The organism is Pseudomonas kairouanensis, assembly GCF_004682055.1.
Classification (GTDB): Bacteria; Pseudomonadota; Gammaproteobacteria; order Pseudomonadales; family Pseudomonadaceae; genus Aquipseudomonas; species Aquipseudomonas kairouanensis.
Genome location: NZ_QUZU01000072.1, coordinates 1 through 18,944 on the forward strand (window position 1 = coordinate 1; position 18,944 = coordinate 18,944).

Genomic DNA, 18,944 nt, shown 5'->3' on the forward strand with positions numbered 1-18,944 from the left:
GAACCACCGCCTTCGCGAGCAAGCCCGCTCCCACAGTTTGATCGCATTTCAAGGGATGAACTCGGTCAACTGTGGGAGCTGTCGAGCTTTAGCGAGGCTGCGAAGGCGGTGGTACTGCTGGCAAATATTCTGCGCCTGAACCACCGCCTTCGCGGGCAAGCCCGCTCCCACAGTTTGATCGCATTTCAAGGGATGAACTCGGTCAACTGTGGGAGCTGTCGAGCATTGGCGAGGCTGCGAAGGCGGTGGTACTGCTGGCAACTATCCTGCGCCTGAACCACCGCCTTCGCGGGCAAGCCCGCTCCCACAGTTGATCGCATTTCAAGGGATGAACTCGGTCAACTGTGGGAGCTGTCGAGCTTTAGCGAGGCTGCGAAGGCGGTGGTACTGCTGGCAACTATCCTGCGCCTGAACCACCGCCTTCGCGGGCAAGCCCGCTCCCACAGTTTGTTCGCATTTCAGGGGCTGAGCTCGGTCAACTGTGGGAGCTGTCGAGCTTTAGCGAGGCTGCGAAGGCGGTGGTACTGCTGGCAACTATCCTGCGCCTGAACCACCGCCTTCGCGGGCAAGCCCGCTCCCACAGTTTGATCGCATTTCAAGGGATGAACTCGGTCAAGTGTGGGAGCTGTCGAGCTTTAGCGAGGCTGCGAAGGCGGTGGTACTGCTGGCAAATATTCTGCGCCTGAACCACCGCCTTCGCGAGCAAGCCAGCTCCCGCAGATGACCGCATTTCAGGGACGGAGCGCGGTTAGGCTTTTGTTCCAATCAGCACAACCACCCCACCCCATTGCCGCACCGTGATCGGCAAGCTTTGCTCCAGGGCTTCAAGGGTCTGCCTGGCATCATCCAACGGAAATCGCCCCGTCACCCGCAACTGCGCGACCTTGGCATCCAACCGCACAATACCGCTGCGATAAGGGCGGATCGCATCCACCACCGTGGCCAATGTTTGGTTACGCACCACCAGCCAACCATCCAGCCATGCGGTTTCCGTTGCGGCCATGGGCACTTGGGTGAGGATGCGCTGGTGATCGAACAACGTGCTCTGGTGCATGCCGATGCGTTGCTGGGCACCGCCGTCAAACTGCAGCACCGCGTCGGCGTCCAGGGTGACCAGGCGCACGGCACTGCCCTGCTCGCTCAGCATCAACCGGCCGCTGGTGGCGCTGATACGACCGGCGCGGGTGTTGACCTGCAACGGACGCAGCACATTCACCAGCATTTCGCCGGCGCGTAACTCCAGGCTGCGCGGCTCTGAGGACAGGTTGGAAACCACCTGGCTGCGGGCATTGAGCCTGAGCGTGCTGCCATCCGCCAGTTGCCAGGCACGCCGTTCGCCCGTAGCGGTGGCGTAGGTCTGCCCGGCGTCTTCGAAACGCGACACCCAGCCCACCCCCGCCGCCAGACCCACGGCACACAGGCTGGTGCGCAGGAAGGCCCGACGGCTGTTGGGTTGCTCCAGACTACGCAACAACTGCGCACTGGAACGCCCGCGCCAGGGCGACGCCTTGAGCTGATCCAGACCCGCGATCAACTGTTGGTACACCTGGCGGTGATGGGCCGACGTGCCGCGCCATTCATCCAACGCTTGCTGCTGTGCGAGGGTGAATTCACCGGACTGGATCTGCACCAGCCAACCGATGGCCTCCTCGGCCACCGGGTCGTTCAACGGGTGCTTGCTCACTCGCTCAGCCCCAGGTAACAGGCACGCAGGGCCTGGGTCATCAATTGGTGAATACGCCCCAGGGACAGCCCCAGCCGCTCGCTGATCTGGGCGTAGGTCATGCCGTCCAATTGGCTGTGCACGAACACCGCCTTGGCTTGCCCCGACAACCCATCCAGCAGGCGGTCGATGGCCAGCAGGCTCTCGATCAGGATCAGTTGTTCCTGAGGCGATGGGTGCACATGCTCCGGCACTTCGGCAAGGATCTGCAAATAAGCCCGTTCCAAGTCACGGCGACGCCAGCTTTCGTACATCAGCCGTTGGGCGATGGTGGTCAGCAGCGCCCGTGGTTCCCGGATCGCGCTGGGGTCAGGCAGCATCCACACCTTGAGGAAGGTTTCGGCGGCAATGTCTTCGGCGCTGTGGCTGCAACCGGTACGGTAGGACAAACGCGCACACAGCCAGCTGTAATGCTGCTGGAAAATCTGCCCGATGAGTCGGGTCTTGAGCAAGGCATTCGGGTCCATAGGTCCATAATCTGCATGGACTGCACACGCCAGCGGACAAGTGGTGGTGGGCCTGTCGGTTTGAGGTAGACCTGCATCCGGGCAGGTGAATCCAGTTTGCCCCAGTGGGCATCACCAGATAAAAGAATAAAAAAAACTGCCAAACTGCATTTTTTGCATAACCTTCGCCAAGCTTTCAGGCACGACAAAGCACCGCCCGCAGCCTTCGCGGGCGGCGTAAGCACAGGTTCAGTGCGTGGCCAGTTGCGCCTCGCTGCGCTCCTGTTGGCGCAGTGGACGCACCAGCCATGTCACCACCACGGTCAGCACCAGCAGGATCACCGCCAACGCCCAGAGCACACCGTGGAAGGCGCTGTCATAGCCGCCGATGAACAGGCTGTGCACCGCGCCGGCCTGTTCAGTGCTCAACGCTTGCAGGGACCCGGTGAGGTTGCCTGCGGCCACTTCGTCGATCCAGCGTTGCAGGGTGGTCGGGTCCGGCGCCAGACGGTTCAAGGCGCCGCGCAGTTGACTGTCGAGCAAGGTCGCCAACAGCGAGCCATACAAGGCCACTGCAATCGCCTCGCTGCCCAGGCGAAAGGTGTTCAGCAAACCGGCAGCCATGCCGGCTTTTTGCTCCGGCACCGTCTTCAATGCCAGGCCATCCACCAGCCCGGCCGACAGGCCCATCCCAATGCCCACCAGCAGCAACGGCACCGCCAATTGCCACAGCGCCACGCCGACCTGGCTGACCAACGCCAAGGCCACCACCCCCACCAGCAGTGCAATCAGGCTGGCCTTCAGGATGCCAATGGCCGACACCCCGCGCGCGGCCCACTTGCCTGCCAGGATCGGGCAAAACAGCATCGGTACCGTCAGCAACAGCATGGCCAGGCCCGCATGGGTCGCGCTCAGTTGCAACACACCAAACAGGTAGCTGGGCAAGTACGTCAACAACGTCACGAAGCCAAACGAAGCCGCCACGGTGACCAACGCCAGGCCCACGAACGGCCCACTCGACAGCAGCGACAGGTCCAGCATCGGCTGCAGATGACGGCGCTCCTGCCAGGTAAACAGCGCCAGCAAGACCACGGCCACCGCCACCAGGCCCAAGACACCCCGGCTGGTCCAACCCCATTGCGAGCCTTGCACGATGGCCACCATCAACGCCAACAGGGCCAGCACAAACAAGCTGGCGCCCGGTACGTCAAAGCGCGCAGTGCGCTCAGCCAATTCGCCGTCACGGGTAATCAGCGGGCTGCCCAGCAACACAATCACCAGGGTCACCGCATGGGCCCAGAAAATCGCGCGCCAGCCCACACTGTCCAACAGCAGGCCGGACAAGGTCGGGCCCAGGCTCACCCCCAGGCCTGCCACGGTGCCGAACAAGGCAAACGCCCGCAGCCGCGCCGGGCCCTCGAAGTGGGTGGACAAAATAGCAATGCCGCACGAGAAGATCGCCGCTGCCCCGATGCCCGCCAGCCCCCGTGCCGCATCCAGCAGCCAGGCGCTCTGGGCCACCGCCGACAACAGCGAAGCCACCACGTACAACGATGCGCCCGCCACGAAGCAGCGCTTGCGCCCCAGCCGATCCGCCAACGCGCCCCATGCCAGGGTGAAGCAGGCAAACGCCAGGTTGAAGGCATTGACCACCCACTGCAGGCTGGTCAGCGGCGCCTGGATGTCCGCGCCAATGGCAGGCAGCGCCAAGGCCGTGCCGGAGATGGAACTGGGCACGACGAAAATCGCCAGCAGGATGATGGTGAGTAGAGCCGTATCGGCAAACGAGTTTTTCATGGGTCCTTCCAGGGTCAGGTTGAAGTAAAGCCTTGCACCGGCAAGCGCGCAGGACGGCGCAGGATGATGCCGTCGACCCAGGGCACCTGGTCCGCCGGCACCGCCAGGCGCAGCTTGGGAAAGCGCTGCACGAGGATCTGCAACACCGTGGTGATTTCCAGCCGGGCCAGGGCCGCCCCCATGCAGTTGTGCATGCCATAGCCGAACTGCAAATGCCGCGCGTCGTTGCGGTCCAGGCGAATCGCCAAGGGGTCTGGGAATACATCCGGGTCACGGTTGGCCGCGAACGCATCGGCGTAGAGGATGCTGCCCTTGGGGATCAACCCCCATGGCCCTTCCAGGTCTTCACTGGCAAGGCGCGGAAAGGTCGAGATGGTGCCCAGGGGAATCACCCGCAGCAGTTCTTCGACGGCATTCGGGATCAACGCCGGGTCGTCCACCAATTGCTGCCACAGTTGGGGCGCTGCCAACAGGGTGTACACCGACTTGGTCAGCACGGTGAGGATGTTCTGGTCGCCGCCGATCAGCACGCCGAGCAGGATGCCCACCAGTTCCTTGTCATTGAGCGGCGGCTCGCTGTCGGCGCTGGTGGCCACAAAGCGCTGGATCAAGCCATCCGGGTACGTGGGCCGGGCGCCGGTGACCAGGTCGGTGAGGTAGTTGTACACGCCCCAGAACTGGTTGAGCAGCTCCGGCACATCGGCGTCCGACGCCACTTGCACGGTGTGGCTCAGGGGCCGGTAGTACGCGCGATCACTCAGGGGAATGCCAAGCAACTGGCAGTCCACGGTCGCCGGGATATGGTCGAGTACCTGGGCAAACAGGTCGGCGCCGGGGGCCTGGCGCTGCAGCACGTCGAGGCGCTCGTGGGTGGCCTGCTCGGTTGTGTCCCGCAGCACCGCCACACCACTGGGGCTGAAATCCCGCGCGACCACTTTGCGCAGGCGGCCATGGTCGGGGATATCGTTGTTGAGCAGCAGTTCCGGCGGCGTGATGGTGGGCAGGAAGCTTGCCCCGTCTTCTTCGTTGCACGGCGCACGGATGGCGCGGTTGTCCAGCAACAGGGCCTGCACATGCGCATACCGGGTCAGGTGGAATGCCAGATGGCCGCTGGGCAGCAAAATCCGTGGCAGGCCATTGGCAGGACTCGCGGGTTGATAAGCCGGTGGCGCGTCCAGATGGGGGATGCGGGCCACGGTGACTTGGGGTTCGGCAATCACGGCGCTATTCATCAGGCAGGCTCCACGGCAGGTTGCAACAGGCGCACGCCAGTCAGGCGCTGCAACTGAGTGAGGGCCTGGTGATTGTCGGTAAAGTGCAGCACTTGCCAGCCCAAGGCGGCAGCCGCTTCGATGTTTTCGGCAACATCGTCGATCAACAGGCTGTGCTCGGGGGCTACGCCTGCGCGCTCAAGCGCCGCCAGGAAGAACGCCGTCTGCGGCTTGCGGGTGCGCTCTTCACTCGAATCGACAATCAGGTCGACCACCTCGTCCAGGCCCACCATGGCGCGCCAATGCGCAGACCACTCCACCACGTTATTGGTGAGGATGCCGACGCGAAAACCCGCATGCTTGAGCGCCCGTACTGCGGCCACCAACGGCGCATTGGCCGGCACGCCCGCAAACCATTGCTCGCCAAAGGTTTGCAGGCGGGCGCGACTCAAGTCGATCTGCGGATCACGCCGACGCAGCGCCAGCTCCAAGCGTTGGCCCCAGTCTTTTTCAGTGAGCAAGGCGCTCTCCACCGGCGCCAGCATCGGCACGCCCAGCTCATCGGCCACATCGCTCATGGCCTGCTGCAAAACCCGTGGCGCCAGGCCGGTCTTGACCTCGTATTGTTCGAACAGCGCCGGGATCGGTGGCGAGAGCACGCCGCCAAAATCGAACCAGATAAACTGCAAGTCGCTCATCGCACCCCCCCGGCCACCAGCGTCAACGGCTGGCTGGCGGCCACGGGCAGCAATTCAAGCTCGGCCGTGGCGATCACCGCCCCGCCCTGCTCCACGTCCAGCGCCAGGGTGATACGGCCGTGTGGGTCGCGAGCCAAAGAGTTGAGATCTGCACGCACGCGGGTCGGCAAACCGAACTCGCCAAAGCGGGTGAACACCACATGACAACTGGCCAACAGCAATTGCTCGGGGCCGGCCTGCAACTGCCGGTCTGCCACCACCAGGGCCACCTGGCGGAAGCCTTCAAGCAATAACATGCCGGGGATGTGGTCCAGCGGGTGGTCGAAGATCGCCGGGTTATTCAGGTCGACAATCAGCGGTGCTTCAAGGCTGTTGGCGTCTTGCTCCAGTTCACGGCCAAGCACCACGTTATTCAACCAATGACGGCCCACCGCCGCGGGGCTCAGTGGCGGTGGCAGTTGCGCAAGCGGGTCGGCATCGGTTGGGATCGCCGCCAGGCCACGGGCGCGCATCTTGTTCCACGCGGCGCTAGTCATCCAGCGGATGCTCATGCGCTCATGGCGCGCGGCAACTTCGCCATTGATGCTCAGCGCCATATTCAACGTGACGCCACTGCGCACGCCATGGCGCAGGTATTCGTCCACTACATACACATCAATCTGCGCCGATGCCGGGCGGTCGCCGACTACCAGCAAATTGCGGTCGGTTACCCGGGTGACACTGTCCAGGTAGATAAACTTGTCCTGGGCACTGACTTCGAGGAACGCATGGGAAATATAAATCGACGCCTGGCGGAACACTTCAAGCAATAACAACATGTCGTAGTGCGCGGCGCGGTGGGTATGTTCGCTAAAGTAACTGTGAGTGCGCGGTAATTGTGCGCTGCAGCGAAAGTGTCCTTCTTTTACAAACTCCGCACCGGTCAGGAATACTTCGCTGACAGCGGCGCGGTGCACCATGCTGCGTGGCACGGTGTTCTCGCAACGAATAGCCAGGGCTTCAGACATAGCAATCTCCTCCTTTGATCACAGCAGGCAGGCTACGCTGAATCGTTTTTTTGCCGCTACTGACCGAACGGCTAGGTAACTGTAGAACTGGCACTCTGGGCATGGGCATCTGTCTCCTGATGAGCTTCTCCATAAGCGTGCAGACCGCACTGCAAGTTCAGCGCTTGCAACTTTGCAGGCTTTGCGCGGACAACCGGTGCTGGCTGTCAGTACCCTTGTGCAGATACTCCCTTATATTTTCACTGCGCACTTAGATCAGTTTGATCGAAGCTTATGCGCGCAACAAAATCATCTAACCACTGAACTAACTGTTCTAACTTCGCAGTGAAAATCCGCCTGCGAAGTTGCTCAAGGTCGTAAAGAACATCACGACCCGGAGCAGATTTGCATGTTGAAAACAGGATTCACCCTGGCACCGCTGGCCTGCGCCTTGGCCTTGGGCGGCTTGGCGCTGCCTACACTGGCGCTGGCCGAGAATGAAGCGGCGTCAGTGCAACGCGTCATCGACTTCAATATCCCCGCCGGCCCCCTGGACGAGGTGCTGCTGAGCATTTCCCAGCAGAGCGGCCATCCGATTGCGTTTGACCCACCGCTGGTAGAAGGTCGGGCAAGTCGTTCGATCCAGGGGCGTTTGAGCCAGGAGCAGGCGTTGGGGATTGCCTTGAGCGGCTCGCAGCTGGGCTTCAGCCAGACCGCCAGCGGCGCCGTGTTGATCCATCGGCTGGCCAACACCGCCGCGCCCGCAGCGGCACTCAATAGTGAACCCCAGGCGCCACGCCTTAAATCCGTGGAAGTGATCGGCACCCGACGCAGCGACGTCACCGCCCAGCAAAGCGCGGCGCCGGTGGACGTAATCAGCAGCCAACAGCTGGAACGCGCCGGCACCGACAACCTGGCCAAGGCCCTGGAAACCCTGGTGCCGTCGGTGAACTACCCGCAGGTCAACGGTACCGATGGCGTGTCGTCGCAACGGCCGGTATCGCTGCGTGGGTTGGCGGCCGACCAGGTGTTGGTGCTGGTCAACGGCAAGCGTCGGCACGCCTCGGCCTTCGTCAACACCAAGGCCACCATTGGCCGTGGCTCGCAGGCGGTGGATTTATCGACCATTCCCGTCAGCGCCGTTGACCATATCGAAGTGCTGCGCGATGGCGCTTCGGCCCAATACGGTTCGGACGCGATCGCCGGGGTCATCAATATCGTGCTCAAGGAGCAGGACCACGGTGGCGCGTTGCAAAGCACCTTTGGCAAGTACACCAAGGGCGATGGTTTTCGTCGTTCGGTCGGCGGCTGGACCGGCTTCACCTTGCCCGGCGATGGCTTCCTCACCTTGAGCGGCGAAGGCCTGCGTGCCGAGCGCACCTCCACTGGCGGCTACGATGGTCGCCAGTTCTACCCCACCGGCGATGCCCGCGAAGCCGACGCCGACCGGCACTGGCGCTACGGCTCACCAGGCCTTGAGGATTGGAACCTGGCGTTGAACAGCGGGCTGTCGCTGACCGACAACGTCGACCTCTACGGCTTCGCCACCTACCAGGACCGTACCGGCGAATCACAGGCCACGTTCCGCCGCCCCATCGACGCCAACAACCTGACCGCCGTGTACCCCAACGGCTTCTTGCCGCTGCTCGACGTGCGCTCGCGCGACGCCTCGGTCACCGGCGGCGTGAAGATCCGCGATGACAGCCTCGGCACGTTCGACCTGAGCGCCAACTACGGGCGCAACCGCATCGACTACCACCTCAGTGACTCCCTTAACGCCAGCCTCGGCCCCACCAGCCCAACCAGCTTCAATGCCGGGGCGCTGGTCAATGAGCAGACCAACGTCAGCCTCGATCATGTGAAGGAATTCAAGGTGGGTTGGGGCGCGGGGCCCCTGGTATTTTCCAGCGGCCTGGCGTGGCGCAACGAATCCTATGAAGTGATCGCCGGCGACCTCGCCTCCTGGACCCACGGCACCGTCCTGCCCACCCGAGCCGGTGGCGCCCAGGGATTCCCCGGCACCCAGGACAGTGACGAAGGCCGCTATGGGCGCCATGTATTCGGTGGCTACTTGGGCCTTGAGCAACAGGTCAGCGAAAAACTGCAACTGGGCCTGGCCGGGCGCAGCGAGCATTACGACGACTTTGGTACCACCAGCACCGGCAAGTTTTCCGCGCGCTACGACTTCACCCCCCAGTGGGGCCTGCGGTCGACCCTGAGCAGCGGTTACCGCGCACCCACGCTCGGGCAGATCGGCACCTCGGCCACCCAAACCGAATTCAAGGCTGGCGACCCCACGGCGTATCAGGTCGGTACCGTCAGCGTGAACACCCCGGTGGCGCGCGCCCTGGGTGCCAGTGACCTGAAGCCGGAGAAGTCCACTAGCCTGTCCTTGGGCGTGGTGTGGCAGCCGATCGAACGCGCCAGCGTCAGCGTGGACGCGTACCACATCCGCATCAAGGACCGCATTGCACTCTCAGAAACCCTCAGCGGCACCCAGGTCAGCCAGATCCTGGCCAATGAAGGCTATGGCAACTACTCCGGCGTGAGTTTTTTCACCAACGCACTGGACACCAAGACCAGCGGCGTGGACGTGGCCGCCCACTATCGCCTGGACCTGGCCGACGCCAGCCAACTGACCCTCAACGGGGCCTTCAACTACAGCAAGACCCAAGTCACCGACATCAAGGACAACCCCGGCCCACTGGCAGGTACCGGCATCACCCTGATCAACCGCGAAGCACTGAGCTACGTAGAAAGCGCCTCGCCCAACAGCAAGCTGATCCTCGGTGCCGACTGGCGCAAGGGCCCGTGGCAAGCAAGCTGGAACACCCTTCGCTACGGCACCTACACCCTCGATTCCAACCTGGGCGAAGCGCGCGACCAGACGTTTTCGGCGCAATGGGTGAGCAACGCCAGCGTGTCCTACGACGTGACCCAGGCCCTGACCCTGACCCTGGGCGGCAACAACCTCTTCGACAGCTACCCGGACAAGATCGACGTGCCCAACCGCTTTGTGGGCGGGCGCGTGGCCTACCAAAGCATCTCCCCGGCCGGTGCCGAGGGCGCCTTCTACTACGTGAAAGCCGACTACCGCTTCTGAGGACTTCCCATGAGTTTTGACCCAGTACGTTTTATCCAAGTGTTCGAGCATGACTTTGCCCAGGCCAAGCAGCTGCTGATCAAGCACCAGGTGCTGTCGGCCAATGAGGCGGGCAATATCAGCCTGCGCATTCCCGGCGAACAACGGCTGGTAATTGCCTCGCTGAGCGGGGCTGACAGTGGCGTGTCGGCGATTGTGGATTTCGATTTGCAGCACAGCCAGGGCAGCCTTACCGACAACCTCAAGGAAGTCGCGGTGTTGCATGTGGCGATCTACCGCGAGCGACCGCAAGTGAATGCGGTGATTCATACCCACTCGCCCTATCTGACGGCGTTTGCGATTGCCGGGCGGCCGTTGCGGGCGCATGCCTCGCAGTTGCTGGGGGTGTTGGACGAGGACCAGGAAATCCCCCTGACGGCCTGGGGCCCCCGCTATGCACCACAACCGGTGGTGGACGCCTTGCGCGAGCATCCCCGTGCGCCCGCTGCATTGTTGGCCAACCATGGGCCGTTCGCCTGGTCGGAGCGAGATGTGTTGGCGGCCACGCGGTTGCTGATCAACCTGGAAGAAGCGGCGTACCTCACGTTTCTAGCCGCCCAACTGGGCACGCCGCAGCCGTTCCCCCAAGGCGCGGCACAGCGCTCACGCCTCGGCTGGAGCGCAACATGAAAGTCACACCACAAATCAAATGTGGGAGCGGGCTTGCTCGCGAATGCGGTAGGTCAGTCGCCGAGTCTCTCGGATCAGCCCGTGGTCATCTCTACTGCGCCTTGACCATGGCGGCGTTGTTAGCGGTGAGCTCCTTTCCCGCTTTCGCCGAACCCCTGCTGGAACGCGCTCAATCGCGCGGCACCCTGAACGTCTGCACCAGCGATGAATTCCCCCCATTCAAAACCCTGGATGCAAACGGCAAACCCTCCGGCCTGATCATGGACCTGATCGTCGACCTGCAACAGCAACTGTCCACCCGTGTCGGCCAACCGCTGCAGTTGTCGCTGGTGCAGGTCAACCCCCTCAACCGCTTGCTGTTCCTCGACCAGGGCCGCTGCGAAGTGCTGGTCACCTCGCTGCTCGACACCCCGGCGCGGCGCCGCGAAGTGGACTTTGCCAGCCCCGGTTTCTACAGCTCGGCGGCAACGGTGTTTGCGCCCAGGTCCATCGCCGTACCGAACTGGGAAAGCCTGCGCGGCAAGACCCTGTGCGCCCCTGCCACCAGCGTGTGGGTACGGCCTTTCGAACGCCGCTACGGCGTGCAGTTTGCATCCTTTAATGGCACCGCCGAGGTGCGCAAGGCTGTGGCGGACAGCCGTTGCCTGGGCGCCATGGGCGACGATGCGTTGTACAGCGCCCTCGCCCGCCAGCCGGAATGGGCCGATTACGAGGTGAAGCTGCCGGGCCAGGATCCGGCGCCGTGGGGCATTGCGTTGCGCAAAGGCCAGCCTGAGTTGTTGGCGGCGGTGTCGGAAATTGTCGAGGGCTGGCATGCCAATGGGCTGATCATCCAACTCGAACAACGTTACGGGCTGACCCCCAATGCCTGGGTCGCGCAACAGCACGCGCAGGCACGGCATGAGTGAGGTCAGCCTGCGTCTGTGGCTGGAGCAGCACGGCTTGCTGCTGAGCATCCTGTGGGACCCGATGGACCGTCAGCGCTTTGTGCTGGGCCTGGGCCTGACCCTGGGATTGTCAGTGGCGAGTATCGTGCTGTCGTTGCTCCTGGGTGTGTTCGGCGCGGCGGGCCTGGGATCGCGCCGACCGCTGTGGCGGGGGATCAGCAACGCGTACGTCGCGTTGTTTCGCAATACCCCCTTGCTGGTGCAACTGTTCTTTTTCTACTTCGGCGTGGGCGCGCTGTTGCCCCTGGTGGACGGCGTGCGCGTGCTCAGCGGCACCCAGTGGGCGATCATCGTGATCGGCCTGCACAACGGCGCGTTCCAGGCGCAGAACCTGCGCGCCGGGATCGACGCGGTGCCCGGCTCCACCCTCCAGGCCGCCGCCGCGCTGGGCATGCACGGCCGTACGGTGTTACTGCATATCGTGCTGCCCCTGGCCCTGCGCAACAGCCTGCCGGCCCTGGGCAATACGGTGGTGCAAACCATCAAGTCCACCTCCATTGCCTACGCGATTGCCGTGCCGGAGTTGCTGTATGCAAGCAACCGCATCTGGTCCGACAACTTCAACGTGGCGGAGATGATGCAGGTGCTGTTGCTGGTCTGGCTGCTGTTGATCGGCGCCAGCAGTTGGTTGCTGCGCCGCCTGGAAGCACGCCTGCGCTTGCCTGGCCAGGAGCTGCCCGATGCTGCCTGAACCGCTCCAGTTGCTGTGGCAGTGGGCGCCGGCGCTGCTGCAAGGCTTTGGCCTGAATATCCTGATGGGCGTCACCGCGATGCTGGTGGCGAGCGTGGCCGGTGTGTTGCTCGGCAGCCTGCAGGTCAGTGCCCACGCCAACCTGCGCCGGGGCGCCGGGTACTTGAGCCGCTTGCTGCGCAACCTGCCCTGGCTGGTGGTGATGTTCTACGTGGCCTACCTGCTGCCCTATGAAGTGCACTGGGCCGGGCGCTGGTGGCAGTTGCCGGACTGGCTCAAGGTCGCACTCGGCCTGGCACTGCCCGCCACGGGCTACGTGTCCGAGATTGTGCGCGGCGGCGTGCGTGCAGTGCCGCTGGGCCAGTGGGAAGCCGCCCAGGCCCTGGGGTTGCGCCATGGCCAGGCACTGCGCTTCGTGATCATCCCGCAGACCTTGCCCAGCCTGGTGGCGCCGTGGGTGAACCTGTATTGCGCGGTCACCATGTCCACTTCCCTGGCCAACCTGCTGGGGGTGGAGGAATTGATGACCACCGTGCAATCCCACCTCGCCACCCAATTGCGCAGCGACCTGCTGCTGCCTGCCTACGGCTTGGTCTTCATCGCGTTCTTTCTCTACATCTACCCCCTTTCACGTTGGGCCAAACGGCTGGAGCGGCAATAACCATGCGCGACGATACTTTACTGACCCACCTGGGCCGCGAGCCTGCCGACCACGCAGGCACTGTCAACACGCCGGTGTATCGCAGCTCCACCTTTATCTGGCCCGATACCACAACCCTGCCACACCACCTGCAAAACGCCGACGACCCGCACTACCGTGGCCATATCTACGGGCGCAACGGCAACCCCACCACTGCCGCGTTCGAGGACGCCGTGGCTCAGTTGGAGGGCGGCTTTCGCGGGCTGATCATGCCCAGCGGGCTGGCGGCGATTGTGGGCGCGGTGCTGGCGGTGGCGCGGGCCGGCGACCATATCCTGGTGACCGACAATTGCTACTGGCACGCCCGCCAGGTGTTCGACCAGATCCTGCCGCGCTACGGCATCCAGGCCACGTATTTCGCGCCAATGCTCGGCGCCGATATTGCCGGGTTGATCCAGCCCACTACCCGCCTGGTGTACGCCGAAGCACCGGGCTCCAGCACCTTCGAAGTGCAGGACATCCCCGCCCTCGCCCAGGTGGCCCACGCCCACGGCGCGCTGCTGATGCTGGATAACACCTGGGCCACGCCGCTGTTTTTCAAAGCGTTCGAGCATGGCGTGGACATTTCGGTCCATTCCGCCACCAAGTACCTGGTGGGCCACAGCGACGCCATGCTCGGCGTGATTGTCACCACTGAGGCCCTGTATGCCGGGGTGCGCGAAACCGTGCGGCAACTGGGCTATATCGCCGGTGCCGACGACGCCTACCTGGGCCTGCGTGGCCTGCGCACCCTGGGCGTGCGCCTGCGCCTGCACGAAAGCAACGCCTTGGCCGTTGCGCGCTGGCTGCAACAGCGTGCGCAGGTGGCCCAAGTGCTGCACCCCGCGTTGCCCGGTGCCGTGGGCCACGACACGTTCAAGCGCGACTTCCTCGGCTCCACCGGGCTGTTCGGGGTGGTGCTCAAGCCGGTCCCGCAGGCTTCCCTCAACGCCTTTCTCGAAAGCCTGCAGTTGTTCGCCATGGGCGCCAGTTGGGGCGGTTTCGAAAGCCTGATCCGCACGCAACACCCCCACCCCTCGGCACAGATCGCCCCCGGCGTGTTGTTGCGCCTGCATGTGGGCCTGGAAGCGGTCGAGGACCTGATTGCCGACCTGCAACAAGGCCTGGAACACCTGAGTTCTCCCCCACCTTCATCAAGGAGTCTGCCATGACCCAAGCACTGCCCACCCACTACAGCATTTGCCCGCTGCTGGTTGCATCCAACATTGCCGTGGAACTCGGCTGGCTGGATGAGGAATACCAGCGCGTCGGCGCGCACGCGACCTACCTGCGCTCGCTGCCCGACAACCAGGGCTGGCTGCCCCACTTCACCCATGGCCACTCGCGCCTGATTCGCGATGGCGGCGCGGTACCGGCGCTGTGGGCCCGTGCCGACCAGGCCGATACGCTGCTGGTGGCCACCACCGCCACCCAGCGTGCCGGGCAGGTGCTGGTGCGCGCTGACGGGCGTATCCGCCAAGTCGCCGACCTGTTCGGCAAACGCATCGGGGTGCCGGTGAGTCGCAACACGTCACGCGTGGATGTGCTCAAGGCCCTGGCCGAACACGGCCTGTTCAATGCCTTGCAACTGGCCGGGCTTGAGCCCTCGCAGGTGCGGCTGATCGAGTTGGAAGACGAAGGCGACCCCCACACCTTGCAACCGGCCGCGCGTCCTTCGGCGTTCTGGCCTCAGTTGCATGCCCTGCACGGTAAGCCAGGGCATGAGGTGCAGGCCCTGGCCGAAGGCCGTGTGGATGCCGTGCATGTTGCCGCCGGACATGTACCGGCATTGCTCGCCAGCGGCGAATTCACCGTGATCGAAGACCTGGAACGCTACCCGGACTGGACCCTCAAGAACCACAACGGCCCCTACGCCACCACCGTCAATCGCGCCTTTGCCGAAGAACACCCGCAAGTGCTGGTGGCCTTCCTGCGTGCCGCCATCCGTGCCGGACGCTGGATCAACCAACACCGCGACGCGGCAGCCGAACTGTTTACCCGGGTCACCTTCCTGCCGGACGCCGCGTTTATCCGCAGCGCCATCGCCGAACTGGATTTCGTGCCGCAACTGGGGGCGCAAAACCTGGCGGCCCTGGAACTGAAAAAGGATTTCCTGGTGCAGCGCGGTTTTCTGCAGAACGACTTCAGCGTGCACGAATGGGCCCAACCCGAATTCCTCGCCCAGGCCCACGCCGGGCTCTGAACCTCTTCATCTGTAGGAGCGAGCTTGCTCGCGAAAAACCTGAGGACGCCGCGTTGCATCTGGTTTACCGCGTCATCGTTGGCGTTTTTCGCGAGCAAGCTCGCTCCTACAAGAGCGCATACCAAGGACCGACAATGATTGCTCAGTACCGCAAGACCCTACTCGCCAGCCTGCTGCTGGCCGATACCACCTGGGCGGCACAGGCCACCAGTTCCACCGAACCGCAACTGGGCAAAGTCGAGGTGGTCGGTGCACGCGTGACCGAAGCCAGCGCCGCCATCGGCGAAGACAAGATCAGCAACACCCTGGCCATCTCCCACCAGGCGCTGCAATCGGCGCCGGCTGGCACTTCGGGGCTGAAAATGCTCGAAGCGCTGCCCGGCTTCAACGTGCAGGTCAACGATGCGCTGGGCTTGTATGAGTTCGGCAACTCGGTGTTTGTGCGCGCCTTCAACCTGCAACAGATCGGCTTTTCCATCGACGGCGTACCGTTGGGCCGCACCGACCAGTTCGGTGGCAGCCCGATCTATCGCTATGTCGATAACGAAAACACCGAGCGCGTGACGGCCTCCACCGGTGCGGGCGATGTGTCGCAATCGGGTTATGCATCACTGGGCCCCTATGTGGATTACCAGACCAGCAACCCGACGCTTGCGCCCGGCGTGAGCCTGTCCTACACCCTGGGCAGCGACAGCCTGCGGCGCAGTTTCGTCAAGTTGCAAACCGGCGAGCACCAAGGCCTGTCGGCGTACTTCAGCCGTTCCAAGATCGACGGTGACCTGTGGCGCGGCCCCGGCACCATCGACCGTGAACACCTGGAAGCCAAGGTGCGCTACCGCTTTGGCGATCGCGACGAAGTGTGGCTGCGGGCCGTGCATAACTCGTTCTATGACTATGACTCGCCCTACGTCAGCATCGCCCAGTACGAGGGCACCGCCAACGACCCGTTTGGCCGCTCCGGTCGCGATTTTGCCTACCTGGGCAGCCTGCCGAACCTGCCCGAAACCGTGCCGGGGGTGCGCTACAGCAACAGCAACTACAACCAGTACTACAAGCAGGCGGTCAACCAGCGGCGCGATACCCTCTATAGCCTGGGCGGCCAATTCGAAATCCGCCCCGACCTGCTCAACTATTCAACGGTGTATTACGAGGCCAAGAAGGGCTTTGGCGTCTCTCCCGAGGCCTACGCCACGTCGCTGGCGCTGCACAACGCCGAAAGCAATGTGGATGGTCTGGTGGCGCCGCGCGGCGTGCAATACGGTTTGTCATCCCTCAGCGGCCATCGTTTTGGCGGGCGTACCGGCCTGCAATGGGAAGTCGGCCAGCACCAGATCGACACCGGGCTGTGGGCCGAGACCGATGTGTTCAACCGCCAGCAGGCCCGCTACAACCTCACCGACGGCAGCCCGGATGGCACGCCGTTGTTCAACGAGCCGGTGCACCGCCAAGGGGATTTCAGCTCCACGCGCAACTCGCTGCAGTACCACCTCAAGGACACCTGGACCCTGCTGGATGACCGCCTGCGCCTGCAACTGGGCTTCAAGAGCCTGAACCTCAAGTACCGCATCGAGGGCTACCGCAACGCCGGCGACTACATCAACAACCGCCAACCGCGCATCAGCACCCAGTGGAACGACGCCTTCCTGCCCCAGGCCGGGTTGGTCTACAACCTCACTGACGATACCCAGGTGTTTGCCTCCTACTCAGAGAACATGGCCCTGCCCCGTGGCGCCGACGATATCTTCCGCGCCGCCAGCCCCAGTGCACCGCCGCCGGATGCGGAACGGGCGAAGAACTACGAGGTGGGCTACCGCATCAATCGCCCCACCTTCAACGCCTCGTGGGCGCTGTACCGCACCGACTTCGATAACCGCCTGCAAGCCTTCGCCTCACCGGTACCCGGCAGCAGCCAAGTGGAAACCTACTACCAGAACGTGGGCAAGGTGCAGGCCTACGGCACGGAGCTGAGCGGGCAATGGAAGCCACCGGTGCTGTCGGACAAGATCGTGCTCAACGGCAACCTGACCTACAACAAGTCCACGTTCCAGAACGATGCTGCAGGCCTTTCGATCCACGACAACGACGTGCCCGACAGCCCGCGCTGGCTGGCCCAGGCCGGGGTCACCTACGAGCTGGCGCCCTGGGCGCTGCTGAACTTTTCGGCGCGCTACATCGGCGAGCGCTACAGCAACTTCACCAACAGCGAATCGGTGCCCGGCTACACCCTGTACAACGCCTACCTGGACCTGGGGGGCGAGCAACTGCATTACGGCCCGCTGAAAAACCTGAAGCTGCGCTTCAACATCGACAACCTGTTCGACAAGGACTACCTGGGCTACATCCTCACCAGTACCAGCGGCCCGGCCGTGTTCCGCCCAGGTTCGCCGCGAACCTTCCAAAGCACCTTGAGCATGGAGTTCTGAACATGACCAAGCGCCTTCTGTTACTCGCCCTGCTGCCATTGCTGGCCAATGCCCAAACCGGCGTCAGCCCAGGTACCCTGGCCCTGCATCAACGCCTGCTGGTGCTGGACAGCCACCTTGACACACCCTTGAGCCTGACCCGCCCCGGCTGGAACATCCTGGAACGCCACGACTACCGTAAGGACGGCAGCCAAGTGGACCTGCCGCGCATGCGTGAAGGCGGCCTGGATGGGGGGTTTTTCGCGGTGTACACGCCACAAGGCCCACGCACCGAGGAAGGCCGGGCGTATGCCAGCGCCTATGGCCTGGCCACCCTCACCCGCATTCGCGATGTGATCGACCGCAACCCCGACAGCTTCGCCCTGGCCCTTACCGCCGACGACGCACGGCGCATTGCGGCCCAAGGCAAGCGCGTGGTGTTTATCAGCATGGAGAACGCCGACCCGCTGAGTTCCGACCCCGAGTTGCTGAACACCTATTACCGCCAAGGCTTGCGCATGCTCGGCCTGGTGCACTTCATGAACAACGACCTCGCCGACTCGGCCACCGCCCTGCCGGAGTGGAAAGGCCTGAGCCCCAAGGGTCGCGACCTGGTGCAACGGGCCAACCGTCTGGGCATCCTGCTGGACGTGTCCCATGCCAGCGATGCGGTGTTCGACCAGATGCTGGCGTTGTCCACGGCGCCCATCATCGCCTCCCACTCCAGCAGCCGTGCGGTCAACCCGCACCCGCGCAATCTGGACGACAACCGCGTGCGCCAACTGGCGGCCAAGGGTGGGGTGATCCAGGTCAACGCCTACAGCGACTACCTGATCCCGCTCAAGCAGAACCCGGAGCGCAACAAAGCCATGGCGGCACTGGGCGCGCGCTTTCACAACCTGGCAGCGTTGAGCCCTGATCAGCTCAAGGCGCTGTACCAGGAGCGCGACACTATCAATGAACGCTTCGCCCAGCCCAAGGCCGACCTGGATGTATTTATGAAGCACCTGCTGCACTTGCTGGAGGTGGCCGGGCCGGAGCATGTGGGGATTGGGGCGGACTGGGATGGTGGTGGAGGGTTGACCGACCTTGAAGATGTGAGCCAGTTGCCGGTGATTACCCAGCGATTGTTGGATGCGGGGTATACCGAGCAGCAGGTGGGGAATATCTGGAGCGGGAATTTGCTGCGGGTGCTCCAGGCGGCGCAGTCGGCTGCCTTGTAAACCCGGACCTAAATGTGGGAGCTGGCTTGCCTGCGATAGCTATGTGTATGGCGCTAGAGGGTTTGGGTCGGAGTACATATCCGTTATTTGGGTGAAGGCTGATATGGGTTCCGCCCTTACGGCGGGTCACTTTTGGAAAGAGCCCAAAAGTAACCAAAAGGCTCTT

At 63.5% G+C, this 18,944-nt stretch carries 15 protein-coding genes; 9 read left to right on the top strand and 6 right to left on the bottom strand.

What is annotated here, in order from left to right; translation table 11 throughout:
* Positions 1–748 precede the first annotated feature (748 nt).
* The 6 genes from DYL59_RS29950 to DYL59_RS29975 form a co-directional block, all read right to left on the bottom strand.
* Positions 749–1,684, bottom strand: coding sequence for a FecR family protein (locus tag DYL59_RS29950; RefSeq protein ID WP_135292404.1), 936 nt, complete (start codon positions 1,682–1,684; stop codon positions 749–751).
* On the bottom strand, positions 1,681–2,190 hold the full coding sequence (locus DYL59_RS29955; protein ID WP_135292405.1) for a sigma-70 family RNA polymerase sigma factor: 510 nt from the start codon (positions 2,188–2,190) through the stop codon (positions 1,681–1,683). The genes DYL59_RS29950 and DYL59_RS29955 overlap by 4 nt, the downstream gene beginning before the upstream one ends.
* Positions 2,191–2,418: 228 nt before the next feature.
* The gene (locus DYL59_RS29960; protein ID WP_135292406.1) at positions 2,419–3,966 is read right to left on the bottom strand and encodes an MFS transporter; all 1,548 of its coding nucleotides are present in this window, start codon (positions 3,964–3,966) and stop codon (positions 2,419–2,421) included.
* A 14-nt stretch (positions 3,967–3,980) separates the two neighbouring features.
* Positions 3,981–5,198 (bottom strand): cytochrome P450, encoded by a 1,218-nt coding sequence (locus tag DYL59_RS29965; RefSeq protein WP_135292407.1) that lies wholly within the window; start codon positions 5,196–5,198, stop codon positions 3,981–3,983.
* Positions 5,198–5,875: an HAD family hydrolase gene (locus DYL59_RS29970; protein ID WP_135292408.1), complete on the bottom strand. Its 678-nt coding sequence runs from the start codon at positions 5,873–5,875 to the stop codon at positions 5,198–5,200. The genes DYL59_RS29965 and DYL59_RS29970 overlap by 1 nt, the downstream gene beginning before the upstream one ends.
* Positions 5,872–6,882, bottom strand: coding sequence for a ScbA/BarX family gamma-butyrolactone biosynthesis protein (locus DYL59_RS29975; protein ID WP_135292409.1), 1,011 nt, complete (start codon positions 6,880–6,882; stop codon positions 5,872–5,874). The genes DYL59_RS29970 and DYL59_RS29975 overlap by 4 nt, the downstream gene beginning before the upstream one ends.
* 388 nt (positions 6,883–7,270) lie before the next feature.
* On the opposite strand from DYL59_RS29975, the gene DYL59_RS29980 reads away from it, so the two are divergent.
* The 9 genes from DYL59_RS29980 to DYL59_RS30025 all read left to right on the top strand — a co-directional run bounded on the left by DYL59_RS29980 (position 7,271) and on the right by DYL59_RS30025 (position 18,778).
* Entirely contained in the window at positions 7,271–9,964 is a 2,694-nt protein-coding gene (locus tag DYL59_RS29980) for a TonB-dependent receptor (RefSeq protein WP_135292410.1), read from the top strand.
* A gap of 9 nt (positions 9,965–9,973) precedes the next feature.
* Positions 9,974–10,633: a class II aldolase/adducin family protein gene (locus tag DYL59_RS29985; RefSeq protein ID WP_135292411.1), complete on the top strand. Its 660-nt coding sequence runs from the start codon at positions 9,974–9,976 to the stop codon at positions 10,631–10,633.
* Positions 10,634–10,740: 107 nt separating this feature from the next.
* A complete protein-coding gene (locus DYL59_RS29990) occupies positions 10,741–11,541 on the top strand; it encodes a transporter substrate-binding domain-containing protein (protein WP_167496738.1) in 801 nt (266 codons plus the stop codon).
* Positions 11,534–12,271, top strand: a complete 738-nt coding sequence (locus DYL59_RS29995; protein ID WP_135292413.1) for an amino acid ABC transporter permease — start codon at positions 11,534–11,536, stop codon at positions 12,269–12,271. Before DYL59_RS29990 ends, DYL59_RS29995 begins: the two co-directional genes overlap by 8 nt.
* Positions 12,261–12,932: an amino acid ABC transporter permease gene (locus DYL59_RS30000; protein WP_135292414.1), complete on the top strand. Its 672-nt coding sequence runs from the start codon at positions 12,261–12,263 to the stop codon at positions 12,930–12,932. The genes DYL59_RS29995 and DYL59_RS30000 overlap by 11 nt, the downstream gene beginning before the upstream one ends.
* A gap of 2 nt (positions 12,933–12,934) precedes the next feature.
* A complete protein-coding gene (gene metC, locus DYL59_RS30005) occupies positions 12,935–14,122 on the top strand; it encodes a cystathionine beta-lyase (RefSeq protein WP_135292415.1) in 1,188 nt (395 codons plus the stop codon).
* Positions 14,119–15,153: an ABC transporter substrate-binding protein gene (locus DYL59_RS30010; RefSeq protein WP_135292416.1), complete on the top strand. Its 1,035-nt coding sequence runs from the start codon at positions 14,119–14,121 to the stop codon at positions 15,151–15,153. The genes metC and DYL59_RS30010 overlap by 4 nt, the downstream gene beginning before the upstream one ends.
* 134 nt (positions 15,154–15,287) lie before the next feature.
* Entirely contained in the window at positions 15,288–17,576 is a 2,289-nt protein-coding gene (locus DYL59_RS30020) for a TonB-dependent receptor (protein ID WP_135292417.1), read from the top strand.
* A 2-nt stretch (positions 17,577–17,578) separates the two neighbouring features.
* Complete coding sequence (locus DYL59_RS30025) at positions 17,579–18,778, top strand: dipeptidase (RefSeq protein ID WP_135292418.1); 1,200 nt, start codon at positions 17,579–17,581, stop codon at positions 18,776–18,778.
* The last annotated feature ends 166 nt before the right edge of the window (positions 18,779–18,944 follow it).